Here is a 17,724-nt window from a genome sequence, read left to right as displayed (position 1 = left end):
ATTAGGAGGGAAAATCGATTGAGTACTGGTGGTGGACAAACAAAACCAATAGAGCTATTAGCTGCTCTAAGTATCAATGACGATATTTCAAAAAAAAATATACAGACCTACATCAAAAGATTAAAAAACATACCTGCTATTAAAATGAGCTTAGATGTAAAAGGACCCAACACTCAAATATTAATAGAGTTTGAAAAACAATTACAAGCCCTGGAGCAACAACTACAGAGCGTTAACCAAAAATATCAAGAAATCGGAAGTGGCTCAACCCCCTCTCTCTCATTTTTCGACGAATTGAAGCAGCAGATCACCCACTCTGTGAAATCAATTAACACACTATCTCAAGCATTTGGAGATGCCAACATCAATGTCAGCAAATTTTACAAGCAGCTAGCAAAAACCCCGGCTGGTGACCTACGAACATTAGAAAATATTGTATCTAAACTAAAAACTGAAGTAGAAACTATCAGCTTTAATCATATTCAATTCGGGGGCATTCAAGAAACACTTGCAAATCTACAAGCTTTAGAATCCAATTTATATTCGATATATGAATTGAATAAGGCCTATGCAGATACAGCCGATTTCGAGCAACTAACTTCCCAGATAACAGATTTAAACACCCAGCTATCCAATATTCAGCTTGGTGAAGGCTTAAACATAGCAGGATTATCAGACATCCCACAACAACTAGAAAAGATTAACCAAGGTATCGAGGCCTTTGGAAAAAATACAGCAGCTGCAGCTCAAAGTTCGACTTCTTTAACATCTTCTATTATGACTGGGATAAGTCAAGCTTCTACATTAAAAACACTCGCGGATGATATAACAAGAACAACTTCCACTGGTTTACGAGTTCTCAGCTTTAATGCAATTGGACTTGCCTTAAGTATCGGTGAGTATGTTTATAACGAATATAGTAAAAAAGCAAAACAAATGCAAGCCGAAGTTGAAGCTTCTCAAAAAGAATTGCTAAACAATTATGAACAAAATTCAGCAACAATTGATGATTTAATTCTTAAATATGAAAAACTTGATGAAGTAATTCAAAGTGGTAATACTGATAATAATGTGCTTGCTGAATATAGAGATATACAAAAAGAATTAGCTCAACTACTACCTTCATTAGTTAGTGGAGAAGATGATTTTGGTAATAAGTTAATGGGCAACAGTAATGCACTTAAAATAAAAATTGATTTGCTTAAAGAACAATTAGCAATCGAAAAGGAAAATCAAAGACTTCAATCTCAAGAAACTAGAAATGAAGTAATAGCAACAACAGAAAAAGAATTAAACTCGATAAATAAAAATAAATCACAGAATATTAAAATTACAAATAAACAGCTGGATATACTTAACAAAAAAGCTGTTGATGATAATATCCGTATTGATATTTCTGATAAAAATGGTAACTCAGTTATACAAACATTAGATGATATAACTCTAAAACTAAATGAAGTTGCTAAAAAAAAGAAAGATGCTGAATTAAGTGGGGATGAAAGTGCTTTAAGATATTATTCACGATTTGAAGAAATATTAATTTTTTCAACCAGAGCTTTTAAAGAATATAATAAAGAAGCGTATGATAAAAGTGTATTTTTAAAAACACAGTACATTCCTACGATAGAGGATTTAATTAGCGTAAATGATGATTTAAATGATAGTGAAAAGAATGCTGCTCAAACAATATCTTCTCAACTTTTCTCATTAGCTGACTCCAATAATGTCAATAATTTAAAAGATGGTCTTGAAAGTCTATTCTCATCCAACTTTGATGACGAGATATCTGCAAAGGCGAAAGAAATAACTTCGAATATTTTAACTATCTTTAATAGCATGTCGAATGCTTCAGAAGAAGATTTTGAAAAAATTTCAACAAGCGCTAGAAAAATGTTAGACAGTTTACCTAAGGATTTAAGTAAAGTCATTACTAATGATGAGGATAGAAAAACCTTAATAACTTTATTAGAAAAAGTATTTGATAATGAAGTTAAAGAATATAATAGATTAGCGGAAGAAGCAAAAAAAACGGGAAAAAGTATTGCAGATATCAGGTTTGAAGAAGCTAGCAAGATAGTTGATGGACTAACTTCATCATTAGCAAATCTTGTCTCTAAAATAAGAAATGGTACAGCTAGTATTTCAGAAATAGCTGATGGATTAAAAGAACTCACTCAAGCAGGTGAAGAAGAGCAAGTTTCCTCGCTATTAGTTGGTGATATTTATAGAAATTTAGCAAATGAAATTGCTCCCCTCAATTCATTATTAGAGAAAATGGCAAGCGGTAAGAAAATATCAGCACATGAAGCCATGGGATTAATAGCTAAGGAAGAAGATCTGGCTCATGCAATCTCTATTGAAAATGGCCAAGTAAGAGTTAATCAAGAAGCTGTTAAACAATTAAGAGATGCAAAAATCAAATCATATACTGACATGTTGAACTTAGTAGAAACTGAAGCCATTACAACGGCTAATGCTACTATTAAAAAATTGAGAATTTACGGAATAGAGATCCAAGCAATTCAAAATTTACAAGATGCTAAAAAACGTTTAGCAGAATTAAATAATGAACGTAAAAATATTCGTAAACGTGATGAAGGAGTTATTGGCGGAGGCAACTATGCTGAGGACATGTATGCAGTAGAAGATGCTGCTTCAACAATTCGAGATGTTACTGATTTATTGACTAATATTGATGTCTTAACAAATTTAGCTTATGAAGGATTAGGAGAAGTCGGAAAATCCTCTAAAGGCACATCAAAAGCAATAAAAGAACATAATGATACAACATCTAAATCCATCTATATCACAGACACATTTAAAAAATCTTTAGAAAAGCTCAATTCCGAAATTGAAAATCAAGTAAAAATTCAATCTACTTTCCCAAAGCATTCTGATGAATATCGAAATTCACTGCAGGCTCAGCTTAAGCTTGAAAGGGATAAATTAAATTTACTTGAAAACCAAGAAAAATCTCTTAAATCTCAAATTTCTTCTGGAAAAATTAATAAGACAGGCACTGTTTCAGGTAATACATCCACTACTACTTCTTCTACTAAACTAAATGGTTGGAGTGGTAAAATTACCAGCAATTTTGGCAACCGTATTTTAAATGGAAAGAAGGATTTTCATTTAGGTGTAGATATTGATGGCACTAAAGGACAACGATTAGATGCTCCTGTTAATGGGACAGTAATAAAGAGTGGTTACGCAGGCAATAACGAAGAGGATTCTACATATGGCAATATTGTTATGATTAAGGATGACTCGGGTATAAAACATCTATTTGCACATATGGAAAAAACGCTCGTTAAAATTGGAGACAATGTTACAGCTGGCACACAAATTGGAACTATTGGGAATTCTGGTTTTTTTACAAAAGGTGGTGGTGACGGTTCTCATTTGCATTATGAGGTTAGAAAAAATGACAAAGCCATCAACCCTATGGATTACTTAAATAATGCAAAATCAAGCACTGTAAGGTCTACAAATTATACTGCTATTGACACATCACAGCAGGCTATTGATCAAGCTACTTCTGAATTAAATTCCCTATCAAATAATATTCTTCAACAGAAATTAACCATTACAGATTTAGAAAAAAGAGATCTTGATACAAGTTTAGACAAATTTGATCGTAAACGTTCTGTTATCGATGCTAATCTATCTCATGAAGAAGAAAAGATAAAATTAGTGGATAAATCATCTGACAGATACACTAAAACATTGGATTTGCAAACAAAGTATTTGGAGCAAAAACAAGCCGTCAATCAGCAGGAGCTAGAATTTTTAGAAAAGATAACTACTACAAAAGGTTTAAATAGTCAAACTGTAGAAGAATATTCAAATCGAATGCTCGAACTCAAAACTGAAATGCATTCTGTTAATTCAGCATTAGGTGAGATGTCTCTGGCTTATTTAGATGTATACGAAGCTCAGCGCAAAACCGAGGACTCCAAAATCGAACTTGAAAGCTCCAAGCTGAAAGAACTAGATTCTAATTCTAATGCTTACATTCAAACTCTTCAATCGATTACTTCTCATATGGAGAAGAAGCAAGCTATTAATAAAAATGAATTAAAGTATTTAGAAGCTCAAATAAAATCTGGTAAATATTCAGGAGAAATTCTAGAGCAATTAAAAGACAAATATGCTGCATTAACTGTTCAAATTCAAGATTTATCAGTTGAATTACGTCATAGGAATTATGAGATTATCATTAATCTTCAAACAAGATTCGATGAAAAAATTAAGGAAAAAGAGTTCAAACTGCAACAAAGCAAAATCATTCAGTCCATGTATGAAACTGTGAGCGATTCAATGACTGAAAACGAAGCAAAAGTTAAAGAATTAGAGCGCTCTGGTGATGTACTAAAGGAGCTAAACTCCCAGGTTTCTTTATTGAATGGATTAAGAGAAGACATTAATAACCAAATAATAATTACTCAAAATCAATTAAGAAGTGTAGAGTTGAATCCTGATGATATTAAAGCGTTAAAAGAAGATCTTCAAAATTATAATTTAGAACTAAAAAATAAGGAATCGGAAATACTTAAAACAGAAACACAAATAGAATCTAAAATTATTAAACAAAAAAAAGACTTGGCAGAAACACTCATCAAGGTCTATAAAGATTACATTCAGGAACAAAAAGATGCCGTTATTCGCCAATATGAATTAGAAACTGAAGCTGAAAATAAGCGTCATGAAAATATCATGAAAAATATCGACGATGAGAGAAATAAATTTCGAGAAGCTATAGAAGAACGACTTCGATTAATTGATCGACAAGAAGCTGAACGGGATTACTCCATGGATATTGACAAATTAGAGAAAGAGAAAAATGATATTCAACGTCAAATTGCGCTCCTCTCTCTTGATGATAGTCATGAGGCAAAGTCTAAACGTAAAAAACTTGAAGAGCAACTCTTCAACATTGAAGAGGACATTCAAGAAAAACGTCATGATCGAGATATAGAACTACAGAAGCAAAGTCTAAATGATCTTCTTGAAATGAAAGACAAAGAGATTGATGGTAAATCTAAAGCTGAAGATGACTATCATAATCAAGAATTGAAACGTATAGATGACCTAAAGAGTTATTGGGAACAACATTACAATGATTTATTAAATGATGAACGAAAGTTTGCACAAATACGAGAAGATATTGTTAGTGGTAACTTCGAAAATATCCGTTTGGAATTCGGTGGTTTCATAGACTGGCTAGAGATGACCATGCCAGAATTAGGAAACACTTTAGATGGGACTATGAAAGCAGTTGGTCTAACTATCCGTCAAAACATTATTGATACACTAAAAGAAGCTATGAACCTTATGACGCTTGTACAGAATTCTTCTATTCCTTCAGGTATTTATGGTTCTTCTGCTGACAACGATTCTTCGTATCAAAATTCTATTAAAAATAGTAAACTCAGTCTTGGAGATATGCAGGTTTTACTAGGAAAATATCTAACTGATAATTTAGCATTGGAAGTTGATAATCCCATAAGAGCTGCTAATATTCGGGAAAAAGCTCATACACTAGCCTCACAAGGTCGGGAAAATGGTTCTGAATTTAAAGCTACAGATTCATTTGATAGTATAATTAATAGCTTATCTAAGTCCGATTTAACAGCATTCAGTGAATTTTTAAAAAGCAATGCTACTGTTGTTATGACACCTGAATATCAAAGAAAGATTATAGATTTAGCAAATCGATTATATTTAGCTGGGATGAATTATTCACCAGATGAACTTCCTCAAAATACAAATTCAACTTCACAAATTAGACATTTATCTGATGCTGACTTTAAAGTAATTATGGGGAAATATATGACAGATGTATTAGCTAGCAATGCAACTCCTGTCAGAGCTGCTAATATTCGTGAAAAAGCTCATACGATAGCAAAAGCAGGACGCAGAGAAGGCTCTTCTATTGAAACAAATTCTAGTTACAATACTGAGATAAGTAAATTAAGTAATGATGATTTGGTACGTTTAAGTAACTTTGTCATGAAAAATTATACTATTTTTGATAGTACAGAAATGCAAAATGAATTAAAAAATTGGGCAAAATTACTATTAGGAAATAAAGCCTCTGCTTTACATGGCGGGATGACAAAATGGAGTGGGAATGGTATTGATGGTAAAGGAGGCAAAGAAGTAATTGTTCATCCTAATGAATTAATCAACTCCCCTATTGATACAAAGCGCCTATTAGATATGGCAAATATAATGGAACGAGCCGCAAACTTCTTCACACCAATGATACATACCATTAGTAATCCTACAAGCTTAATTAGTAATGTAGCTAGTATGGGGGGTGATACATATGAATTCAATTTTGATATTGGTGAAATGATCGCCAATAAAACAACTGCTAATAATTTTGCAAAAGATATTTGGAATGATTTAAGAGTTAAGAAAGGAGTGAAATAATGCTCGAAAACACTAGCTTTACTTTCAATAGGACATCATCTGAGGATATGGGAGTAATGATGATAAATCCAAGCAGTGGACTTTACGAAGAAACATTCCTTCCTTCAAGGAATATAGTTGAAACGTCTGTTTTTAAAGGAAAAAAGCGTTACTTTAAGGGAGTGGAGATTGAGCCACTCTCTTTTTCTATGGCTATTTGGATTAAGGACTGGAGAGATAGAAATAATATTCGAGCTATTGCAAGATGGTTATGGACGGATTTCTATTGCCCCCTTTGGTTTAATAATGAACCTGAGAAAATCTATTATGCAATGTTGACAGGCGAACCCAAGCTTATTCATAACGGATTGAGGGAAGGTTTTATTGAATTAACCTTTAGATGTAAAGATGCCTACCGCTACTCCCCTAAGAAAACATATGATTTTCATGTGGATGGTGAAGAAACTTGGAATTTTTTCAATGAAGGTGATGCAACCATTCGACCTTTTTTAAAAATAACACAAATTGGAGATAAGATTCCGATTATTATTCGAAACATCACAGATAATAAGGAATTTATCATTACAAACGTTTTAGCTAATGAAATCGTTACAGTTGACTGTGAAAATGAAATGATTGTGTCCTCTCAAGAATATAATTCTCGTTATTTATATGATTTTCATAATGACTATTGGTTAGATTTTCAGGGGGAGGAAGCGAGAGAATGTAATTCTAATTATGAGATACAGTTCCAAGGGAATTATAAAATTGAATTTAGTGTTGAATACAAATACCTACAGGAAGGAGGTGAATTAACATGGGAGCTATAAGCTATACAAATACGGTAAGTGATCATACTTGTCCACTATTAAAACTTTGTAAACCTGACCGTACTGTTATCTCACCATTAAAGGAAATATATGGATTAAGTTTGACTATTCGCCTAGGAGCTATTAACGAAATCAGTTTTACGATTCCTACAAAAATTGAACGACAGCATATTTTAATCGACAATCCTTTAATTGATCTAATCAAAGATCGTTATTATTTAAAAATGACCTACAACAATCAAGTAGAATACTTCCTTTTTTTAGATAAAAATAAGCAAGTAGGCAACGATGGAAATTCAATTTCTTATACAGCCTATAGCTGTGGTATTGAATTAGCAGACAAAAACATTCGCGACTATGAAGAAACCTCTAAAACTCTATCTGAATATGTAAATTTTTTCTTAGCAGAAACGGAATGGAAGTTAGACTATGTGGATGCTGCATTTAATTTGAAATATCGCTCATTTGATGTAAGTTCTGCTACAGTTTTACAATGTTTATTTGATATTGCGGAAAGGTTTAATGCATTAATTGTCTGGGATACAAAGAATCGTAAGGTTAATCTTCATCAGCCTAATCATATAGGAATGAATCGCGGTGTTAGGCTAAAAGAGGGCATATTACTTGATTCCCTTTCAGTAGCAACTAAGGCCGAAGATATGGTTACACGCTTAAAAGCTTATGGTCAGGACGGCTTAGAATTTCGAACGCTCTCCCCTACTGGTTCAAACTACTTAGAAGATTTTAGTTACTTTATGTATCCTTTTGAATGTGACACTAACTACAACGTAATTAAACAATCGGATTATATGTCCAATCAATTATGTATAGCCCTGACAAAATACAAAAGAAAATTACAATCATTCCAGGGTCAATTCGATTCATTAGTAGCACAGAAGAAAACAAAACAAGATGACATTCAGCAAGAAGAACAAGAATTATCTAATTTAGAAACTCAATTAAAAACCTATTTAAATGAACGAGATGTTATCAACTATACCTATCAAGATCAAGCACCTGGTAGAGCTGATTGGTTAAATGTTATTTCCCGCATCAATGCTAAACAAAATGAAATTAATAATAAAAATTCGCAGATCGCAACTTTGAACATACAATTAATGAATATTGAGCAGCAGATGTCGGATTTAGGTCTTCAATTAAAAATGGAACATAACTTTTCCCCTGAAGAAATCACAGAATTAAATAAATACATCATTGTCAAAGAACACCACAACGATTCTATTACGGATGAAAAGGATTTGTTGGAAGAGGCTAAAGAAATATTTAAAACGCTAAACGAACCACCTATTCATGTCAATGTCGGATTAGAAGGTTATTTAAGCAATCTTCATGAAACCATGTCAATGAAACAAATTGCAATTGGTGACATTATCCGAGTTCAAAATGATGAACTTCGTGTCAGGCTAACATTAAAAATTATAGAAATGCAATTTGATTTTAATAATGACTCTGTCAATTTAACGATTGCTAATGGCAAAGATGTTGTGGATGAGAATGGGAAATTAAAGAAAGTCATTTATGACATCTCCAATACATCTACCACAGTCAATATGGATAAGTACAAATGGAATCAAGGCAAAGATGCAATGGACGGTGTCACACAAATTCTTAATAGTGAATTTGATACAGCTAAAAATATCCTCATTGGAGGTTATGCAAATTCTACTACAATGAATGAACGAGGACTATACTCCAAAGATTTACAAGATAACAAAACCTACCTCGTTATTAATAACGCCTTAATGGCCATTACTCCTGACGGTGGCAACTCTATAGCTGTGGCAATTTCTAAGCGTGGAGTACACGCAGAGGTAATAGCTGGACGACTACTGTTGGGGAATAAACTACATATCGAAGATGAATTAGGCATAGTTACGATTTATAACGGACTTCAATCCGTTTATGATACAAATGGAAAAATTAAAGTGCATCTTGGCAGATACCCTCATCCAGACGCCCCTTCCCAATATAAATATGGGTTACGGGTATATGATGGTGCAATTGATATTCGATCATCCTCCAATGCCTATCGAGGCACTCAATTAGATGGAAGCGGCTTTAGAGCTTTTAATAACAACGGTGTACGTACCTTTAATGTCGATGCAACAACTGGTCAAGTTGAAATTATCGGCGATTTAACTATAAAGTCCTCCCCTTCCTCTTATCGAGGTGTAGTTATTACCTCTTCTGGAATTACTGGGTATAACGCTTCTGGTGGTATAACTTTTGAGCTAAACGCTAATTCAGGCAGAATGACATCTCAGGAAAACTTTCTTATTCAGACTTCTACCTCTCCAAATCGTGGAGTTAAAATGGATGACTATGGTATTCGTGGGTATAACACAGGTGGGACAAAAACATTTGAAATTGATATTTATGGGAATGCTACCTTTAGTGGAAATATCACAGCTTCGAATATTTATGGAACTACAATAAATGGTGGAACTGTGAATGGGACAATTATTAATGGTGCAACAATAAATGGTGGAACTATAAATGTTGAGACAGATGTAAATGTAGGAAATATCATAAGATTAGGAGATAGTTTTTCTAATACTAAAAAGACCATATCATTTAATAGTGGAACTGGAATACAAGCAGATAATAATGAAATACTTATTTATAGCAATGATTTATATTTTAGATTAACTAACGAAATGACTGTGGATGCAAATTATATAAACTTAGGACATTGGTACTCTAAAATTAACTTGAAGGGAACTATAGATGTTAATTTCGCTAACTTTGTAAATACTGATCATATCAATGTTGGTTCAGCAAAAAGAGCTTTGACAGCAGATACTGCTAACCAAGCAACTAATGCAGACGAATCACAATATGTACAAGGCTTATGGATAGCTTATAATAGTACATTTGTATATATACGAGACAGAAACGGAAGAAACGTAGCACAATTAAGACGCTCAGACGCTTAGTAATCACTGATATAAGGAGAATTAAGAAATGCAAATTAAAAATAAAGATATTTCAAATATATATAAAATGCTTTTTGATTTAGAGCTTAAAGGTAAAACATCTAGATTGCGTTCAAGATTCAATCGCTTGTTACAGGATCATTACAATAATACTGTGCAAATTGAAGAAAATGAGTTAAGAAATCAATATGCCATTAAAGACGAAAATAACGAAATCATTATTGATGACAAAGGAAACTTTAAAGTAACAGAAGAGTATTTAAATGAAATGAAAATTTTATTAAATGAAGAATTACATATTGACTTAGATGATGCAAATAAAGAAATGTTACTTACTGTTGCTTCCCTATTCCTAGATGAAGAATTGATTATAGCGTCAGGAGAATTGGCAGAGACACACGATTACATTTGTGAACAATTCGAAAATGTAATTAAGTTTTACGAATCACAAGATTAAAAAATACATAAATAAAGGAGCTTATTGATGTCATTTAAAAATGAATATACATTAAACGTAGATATCAAAAGAAGAATGACGAGTGTTGTTCCTACCTTTAAGCAAGGAGATTCAGCAACATTAAAATTTAAAATATTTGATGATGGCAAAAAATTTGATTTAGCAGCTTTTACAAGAGCTGAAATTACCTTTAAATCGCCTTCAGGTCAAACAATTGTCGGTGAACCATACATAGACGTTAACACCCAAATGATTGTTTATAATTTCGTTGGTGTAGAGATGAATGAAGCCGGAAAGCTAACAACCATTCTTTCTATATACTCTGGTACTTCAATGGTATCAATTCAACCATTCTCTATTTTCATATTTGACCACCTAAAAGATAAAGACCTAAGCTATATCGGTATTCTTCAAGATTTGATTGCCGAAGTTCAATTACTTAATGAAGAAGTGAAAAGTACCCTATCTGAAGCAAATAATTTAAAAGATGAATTAAACAACGTACTGATTGAGGCAAATAATGCAGAGCTAATAAGAAACACAAATGAACAAAATCGGATCACGTCAGAAAATACTAGAAATTCTAATGAGAGTGCTCGACAACAAAATGAATTCGATAGAAAAAATGCTGAAAGTATACGTGAATCCAATGAAGCTACCAGAATTGAAAATGAACAAAATCGTCAGAAAGAATTTGATAACAAAATTAATGAAGCTGAGGTAGCTATTACAGATACTAAGAAAGCTACTGTTGAAGCCAATCAAGCTGCAGAATCTATAAGAGGTTGGGGTCAGGCTACTGTATGGAATAGCACTACTACTTATTCTAAAAATAACGTTGTAACTTATAACGGTAGTACATGGCAATCTAAGGGAGATAACAACCTTAATTCTATTCCATCTGAAACGAATGCAAATTGGATTCTACTAGCATTACGTGGTGTAGACGGTACTGGTGCTGTCTCAACTGTTAATGGTAAAAGTCCTGATGGTGCAGGTAATGTAGAGCTAACAGTAGATGAAATTGGAACTTATACACAACAACAGATTGATGATAAAGACACAGCAATAAAAGAATATTTCACTGATAAAGGTATCGGTGATAAGGTAATCGTTATTTCAGAACAAGATTATATTGATGCTGATTATAATGGTATGTTTTGGGTTAAAAATGACGCCCTTGATTTTCTTCCTACAGAAGCAGACCATGCAGCTACTTTACTAGTTTATGAAAATCCTGATAACGAAAATGTTGTTAAGATATTCAACGTAATTAACCCCACTACTGCTATTTCCTATATGCGTACTTATACGTACGATCATACAAGTTCATTAATCCATGATTCCGGATGGATTGAAGGTGGAGGTGGATCAGGTACTGGTGGCGGTGGAAATGTAAGTGTTAATTCTTATCCATTAGTTACTGACAGTGTAAGTCAAACAATATGGGAATTACCAATAGGAATATACAATCAAGTGACTGACTCAGTAATGGTATTCCATAATACAGTTTTCCTTGAGCAGGTATCTTATACACTTACTAATAACCGTCTCTCTATTCCTGATAATCCACATACTGAAATTGAAGAGAATAATGTTGTATTAGTTGTATTCCGTAACATGCCTAATATGAAAGTAGAATTTGATGGTAATAACATTATTGATGGTTCTATTCCTCTATCAAAATTAGGTCAAGACGTGCAGGACGCTATAGATGCAGGTGGCATTCCTGATGGTTATGAGATTGTTAAAGAGAAAGCAAATAACTCATGGCAAAAGGATGTTTATAATAACGCTAACATTACTAATTTAGGCAGTAAAAAAGCTATTAGAACTTTTACAGTAAACCAAGCAGATTGGAAGAATACAGGTAATGTAGAACTATTAGACATTATCATTCCATTCAAAGGAGCTTTCTCAGGAGTTATTAAAGTTACCTATTCTGCTATGTGGGGAATGTCAGGTACGTGGGGAAGTACTGAGGTAGTTTATAATATCGGTAGCTTTGTTCCAGAAACTAAGTTAAATGAATTTACTATAGTGACTGCTAGTACCGAAATGTTAAGAGGATTCAAGATAGGGAAACCTTATATTGACACAAGTAATGGCGATATTGCTATTCAATTATTTAGAGCACCTGACGCAAACAATCCTTTAGAAATAACTGTAACAATAGACGGTACTTATAGTAGTACTGTGCATGGAAGTAATATATTTAATGCATTAAAGGCTAGCTTTACACATGCTTCTGATACAGGTTCACCAACAGCACAGGGTTATCCGTGGACACCGCAAACAAGCCAAATACCAACGTATGAAGCTATAGGAAGATGGGATAGAAAATCAGATTCGATAGCTTTTGATAAGTCAAATGGCACTACTTACCCTGACCCAAATACTTTCTTAGATACGACATTTATAACTAATCATCCTAATGTCCAAAGTGCTGGAGAAAATAGATTTTGGTATATTGAACAAGTTTTCTATGGTGGCAATGGTGCACCCAACTCTCGTTCACAATTTGCAAGGACATATAGTCATGGTGATGCTGATATGAAAGTGAGACATTTTTATGCAGAACAAGGTTGGTCTGCATGGTCACCTTCCATACAACAACTTTTCACATCTGTAAGTAATGGTAAATCTCAAGTTGCAAACGCCATTACCCAAAAGGGAGTGCCCACATCACCAGATGCAGAGTTTGCAACGATGGCTAATAATATTGGACAAATACAGACAGGAGTTAAAAAAGCCGATTTAAATATCTCATATCCAAGTGTTCCACCTAATCAAACGGTGACGGTAACTTCTCAAGCTATGAATTTCCTTCCTATGAATACAACTTCTCCAATGGTAGGAGCATGTATATTAAACAGTATAGTCATGAATATAGGAGACCAAGCAACTTATATTGGAGTTCCTTATATATCAGAAATAACTCCTAACGGTTTAGGGAATGGTCAATTTTCATTAACATTTAAAATTAAAAATCCAATGGCAGTTGTTGGAACGAGCAATACATTTCCAGTAGTAGCACATGGATAATATAAAAGAAAGGAAGAATTTTATGCAATTAGACAATCGTATTATTTACAACAAAGTAACAGGAAATATTATTCACCAATCAGGAGAAGCGAAAGGTGATGTAGTACCACATGATAAAGATGTGGAACTTGATTACATTGATGTGCCTTATGGCTCAATTGATTACTCTAAGCAATTTGCTTTAAAGGTAGAAGATGGAGAAGTAATCTTTGAAGATTTTCCTGTCAAAGAAACAGAAGAACAGAAACGTATAAAAGAATTAGAAGAAGATATTCGCTTATTGAAAGAAGAAACAGGAGGTATTATCTAATATGGCAAAGAAAAAAGTAGTCGTAGATATGGAAATAGTTGAAATCGTTGCTAGACGTATTGGTACTGGTGGATATAATCCTCGTACAATGGAAACGTATTTAATTAGTGATGTAACACATGAAGATTATCGTCCACATATTATTAATCATTTAGTAGAAGTATATGGATGGGAGTTAGATGCTGATGGCATACCAAGGAAATCAAATTAATTACAACAATCTTAATGAAGACTTAAAAGTAAAAATTGATAAAGCAGAAGACATCAATGCAATTAAAACTAAAGTTGATAACTCATGGCAAAAAGGTGTTTATAACGATACTGATATTATGAATCTAGGTGACGTATCACATACTAAAGTATTCGGGGTCAATGCTGTTGATTGGAAGTCTACATCAAATACAGAAGTATTATCAATAGTGTTTCCTAATCTTAATGTATTCTCAGGTATTATAAAACTTAATGTTGCTTCTAATTATAATTTCACTGATGCAGGTGGTGGAGCTACAGTAGAGTACACTACACAGTTTTATATGGGGACAATACACAAATATAGTAAAACTATAACAAGCGTATCTCCAACATTTGCTAAAAACTATTATCTTGAAGATTTAGTTTTAGATATTACTGACAAGCACTTGGTTGTACCAATATTTAAAGCACCTACAGCAAATAATGCTGTATTCATAGAAGTGTCACTTATTGGTATCAATATTCCAAATGATGTTATGTCAAAGGCACATTTAGTTACTTATGATAGTGGCTCACCTACTGGATTAGGTTATCCTTGGCCACCACAAAAAAGCCAAATACCAACAAATTCAAAGATGAATTTTTGGGATACGTCAATGTGGAATGATATTATTGACGGCAGGACTTTTACATTTGCAGGCGGTACTCATAATGTGGCACAATTTTCACCTGAACAGTTTAGAAATGTTTTAGATAGTTATTTAGTTAACAAAATGGGTACCTTTAAATGCCTCCTGCCATCAAGTGATTTAGGTTTAACAAATTTAATGGATATGTACGGTATCTTAACTACCATTAAGCCTTGGACAGATGAAAGTGGCGGTGGCTTAAAGCAAAGGTTCGAAACATCTGACGTTATTTTTAAAAGGTATCAGATTAATGCAACTACATGGTCAGCGTGGGTATGTATGCAAAGTAAAGACGTAGACATAATTAAACTTTTTCAATCTGCCAGTGATGTTAAAAAGAACGTAGCGCAGGCTATCACTGACAAAGGTGTTCCAACAAGTCCTGATGCTACAGGTGCTCAAATGGCTAATAATATTAGAGCTATACAGACAATCGGTGGAGCAAGTGGAAATGGTACAGCGAATGGAGCAGGATATACCACAACCTTTAGTGCAACAGGGCTGGCATTCCAACCAAGAGTTATAAATATCTATTCATCCAATAATGGAGCAAGGGTAATTTATAATCCAATGGTCAATTGGCAAGCAGACGTGTTTGCATTTGATACGGTGTCTCAAAGATGGCATAATTACATTGGAGCGAATGTTCAGATACTTCCTAGCGGTTTTGTGATAAGTGTGCCAGTAGATTTAACAGGGTCTTATCGTTGGGAAGCGTTTAAATAAAGGAGGTGACGCAATCGTGACAATTCCAAATAGAGTATATTTCAACAAAGAAACTGGAAAAGTGATATTTCAAACAGGAGAGATTTTAACTAGGGGTATTCCTAGAGATATGACAGAGGCTATTGATTGGGTTGATATTTCAGTTGGACTTGTAAACTACTCAACCAGTTATATTTCGTCGATAGATCCGACCACAAAAGCGCCTGTTATAAGTCATTACAAATTATCTGATACTGATAAAAAGAATACATAAATTATAATGAAGTGATTCAATCTGCAAAAGTACCTATAGAGAAAGACATATACCAAGTAATTACCCCTATTGTAAAGAAAGTAGAAATTAATGGACAAACAGAAGTTGAAAGATATGTTGAAATTGCTATTCATGATGAACGTTTAAGCAACATTATTACTAAATGTTCTCAGAAAGAAATTTACCATTCGCAAAATCATTCTCTAAGAATCAAGACCATGAAAATGTAGGAGTTGTGGCTAACTTATACGAAATAACTCTACATGAGCATATGGATAAATTAATTGATGAATTAAAACCGGATGTAGACAATTTCAGTGGTACAAGCAAGTACATTCGATAAAAGGTACATATTAATACTTTACTAGAGTAGGTGCGAGCTATCCCTCCCCTACTCTTTTATTATTTTGATAAAGTCGGTGATTAAAAATTGATTAATGAAAAACTAGGTGAACGATTAGCCAGTGCTGAGGTTGAAATTAAGAATCAAGAGAACCGAATTTCAAAATTAGAAGGTAATCATGAATTATTATATCGTTTAACATTAGTATCCGAACAGCAGCAGGAGATGAATAAGCATCAGCAAATCCAATTACATCGAATGGATAAAACCTTTAATAATATTAATATCAATCTTACAAAATTAAATATGACCCAGGTTGAATTACAGGAGGATGTTAAAGGTATTGGTAAACGTGTGGATAGTATTGAGGAAGATCTAAAGGAGGAATCTGAGAAGGATTATATCTCTATTGGTGACATCATTAAACAATATCTGCATTGGTGGATACTTCTTCCTACAGTTATTATCGGTGCTTTTATTTTAAAATTATTTGGCTTATAAGAAAGGAATGGTGCCCGATGAAAATTAATTGGAAGGTTCGCATTCGCAATCCTCAATTTTGGATGACGGTAGGATTATCCGTAATCACTCCCCTCTTTGCCTATTACGGCATTACTGGAGCAGATTTAACTACTTGGCAAAGTGTTTGGACTTTAATTATGGATGCAGTTTCAAATCCATATGTTTTAGCGTTAATTGCCGTTAGTACATATAATGCCATTCTTGATCCTACAACGGCTAGCCTAAGTGATTCCTCAAGAGCATTAACCTATAATAAACCGAAACGAGATGAATGTTAATGGTTGATTTTATGAGTCCTGTGAAGAATGCTCGGTTAACTAGTAAATTTGGTTGGCGAAATATCGGCTTTGGCAAGGAATGGCATCAAGGCATCGATTTAGCATCAACAGGAAAAGTTCCGATTGTTGCCAGTGCGACTGGCATTGTTACGCGAGCACAGGCATTCAGCAGCTATGGAAATGTTGTGATGATTAGGCATACAATCCATGGCAAAACATATGAAACAAATTATGCTCATTTGGATTCTTCCTGCGTTCAGGTAGGACAAAAGGTGAAGCAGGGACAGCAAATCGGAATTATGGGTAATACAGGACGTGCATTTGGTGTTCATTTACACTTCGAAATACATAATGGTCTATGGCAAACGGGACAACCAAATGCCGTTGATCCTATGAAATACATAACATTAACGAATGAAGCTAAAGGAGAGCTAACAATGTCACAATACAATGAATTGCTAAACAAAATAAAAGAACTGGAAAATGCTTTGCAAACAAAACAAGCTATTATTCCAACGCGTAAAGCCACTGAAACGCATAAGGCTGCATGGGATTGGCTGCAATGTCAAGGTATTACGGACGGCTCGAACCCTCAAAATTTCGTAACTCGTGAGCAATTTGCAACAATGCTCAAACGCTATCATGAGTCCAACTTATAATTTTTCTCCGCCAGTAAAACCATGATACAATGAAAGGAATACTGGC

General features: G+C 33.7%; 13 protein-coding genes. All 13 read left to right on the top strand.

The features are described from left to right. Positions 1-18: 18 nt before the first annotated feature. Entirely contained in the window at positions 19-6,438 is a 6,420-nt protein-coding gene (locus tag AC2CGN_RS03220) for a peptidoglycan DD-metalloendopeptidase family protein (RefSeq protein ID WP_484512123.1), read from the top strand. Beyond that, on the top strand, positions 6,438-7,247 hold the full coding sequence (locus tag AC2CGN_RS03215) for a distal tail protein Dit (protein WP_429990641.1): 810 nt from the start codon (positions 6,438-6,440) through the stop codon (positions 7,245-7,247). Before AC2CGN_RS03220 ends, AC2CGN_RS03215 begins: the two co-directional genes overlap by 1 nt. Continuing rightward, complete coding sequence (locus AC2CGN_RS03210) at positions 7,235-10,204, top strand: phage tail protein (protein WP_484512121.1); 2,970 nt, start codon at positions 7,235-7,237, stop codon at positions 10,202-10,204. The genes AC2CGN_RS03215 and AC2CGN_RS03210 overlap by 13 nt, the downstream gene beginning before the upstream one ends. Positions 10,205-10,232: 28 nt before the next feature. Further along, positions 10,233-10,661, top strand: a complete 429-nt coding sequence (locus tag AC2CGN_RS03205; RefSeq protein ID WP_484512119.1) for a DUF1617 family protein — start codon at positions 10,233-10,235, stop codon at positions 10,659-10,661. A gap of 75 nt (positions 10,662-10,736) precedes the next feature. After that, positions 10,737-13,706: a hypothetical protein gene (locus AC2CGN_RS03200; RefSeq protein ID WP_484512118.1), complete on the top strand. Its 2,970-nt coding sequence runs from the start codon at positions 10,737-10,739 to the stop codon at positions 13,704-13,706. Positions 13,707-13,728: 22 nt separating this feature from the next. Beyond that, a complete protein-coding gene (locus AC2CGN_RS03195) occupies positions 13,729-14,016 on the top strand; it encodes a hypothetical protein (protein WP_484512116.1) in 288 nt (95 codons plus the stop codon). Between the two features lies 1 nt (position 14,017). Continuing rightward, a complete protein-coding gene (locus AC2CGN_RS03190; protein ID WP_484512114.1) occupies positions 14,018-14,227 on the top strand; it encodes a hypothetical protein in 210 nt (69 codons plus the stop codon). Next, positions 14,202-15,623: a hypothetical protein gene (locus AC2CGN_RS03185; RefSeq protein WP_484512112.1), complete on the top strand. Its 1,422-nt coding sequence runs from the start codon at positions 14,202-14,204 to the stop codon at positions 15,621-15,623. The genes AC2CGN_RS03190 and AC2CGN_RS03185 overlap by 26 nt, the downstream gene beginning before the upstream one ends. 16 nt (positions 15,624-15,639) lie before the next feature. Then, complete coding sequence (locus AC2CGN_RS03180; RefSeq protein ID WP_484512111.1) at positions 15,640-15,876, top strand: hypothetical protein; 237 nt, start codon at positions 15,640-15,642, stop codon at positions 15,874-15,876. A 163-nt stretch (positions 15,877-16,039) separates the two neighbouring features. Beyond that, on the top strand, positions 16,040-16,219 hold the full coding sequence (locus AC2CGN_RS03175) for a hypothetical protein (protein ID WP_484512109.1): 180 nt from the start codon (positions 16,040-16,042) through the stop codon (positions 16,217-16,219). A gap of 87 nt (positions 16,220-16,306) precedes the next feature. Then, the gene (locus AC2CGN_RS03170) at positions 16,307-16,720 is read left to right on the top strand and encodes a hypothetical protein (RefSeq protein WP_429986855.1); all 414 of its coding nucleotides are present in this window, start codon (positions 16,307-16,309) and stop codon (positions 16,718-16,720) included. 17 nt (positions 16,721-16,737) lie between these two features. Continuing rightward, positions 16,738-17,019, top strand: a complete 282-nt coding sequence (locus tag AC2CGN_RS03165; RefSeq protein WP_429990649.1) for a phage holin — start codon at positions 16,738-16,740, stop codon at positions 17,017-17,019. Positions 17,020-17,030: 11 nt separating this feature from the next. Continuing rightward, complete coding sequence (locus tag AC2CGN_RS03160) at positions 17,031-17,678, top strand: M23 family metallopeptidase (protein ID WP_484512106.1); 648 nt, start codon at positions 17,031-17,033, stop codon at positions 17,676-17,678. Positions 17,679-17,724 lie beyond the last annotated feature (46 nt).

Source organism: Lysinibacillus sp. DFXJR4 (assembly GCF_057196045.1).
The sequence above is the reverse complement of the archived record's forward strand: the minus strand, read 5'-3'. Positions and strand labels throughout refer to the sequence as shown.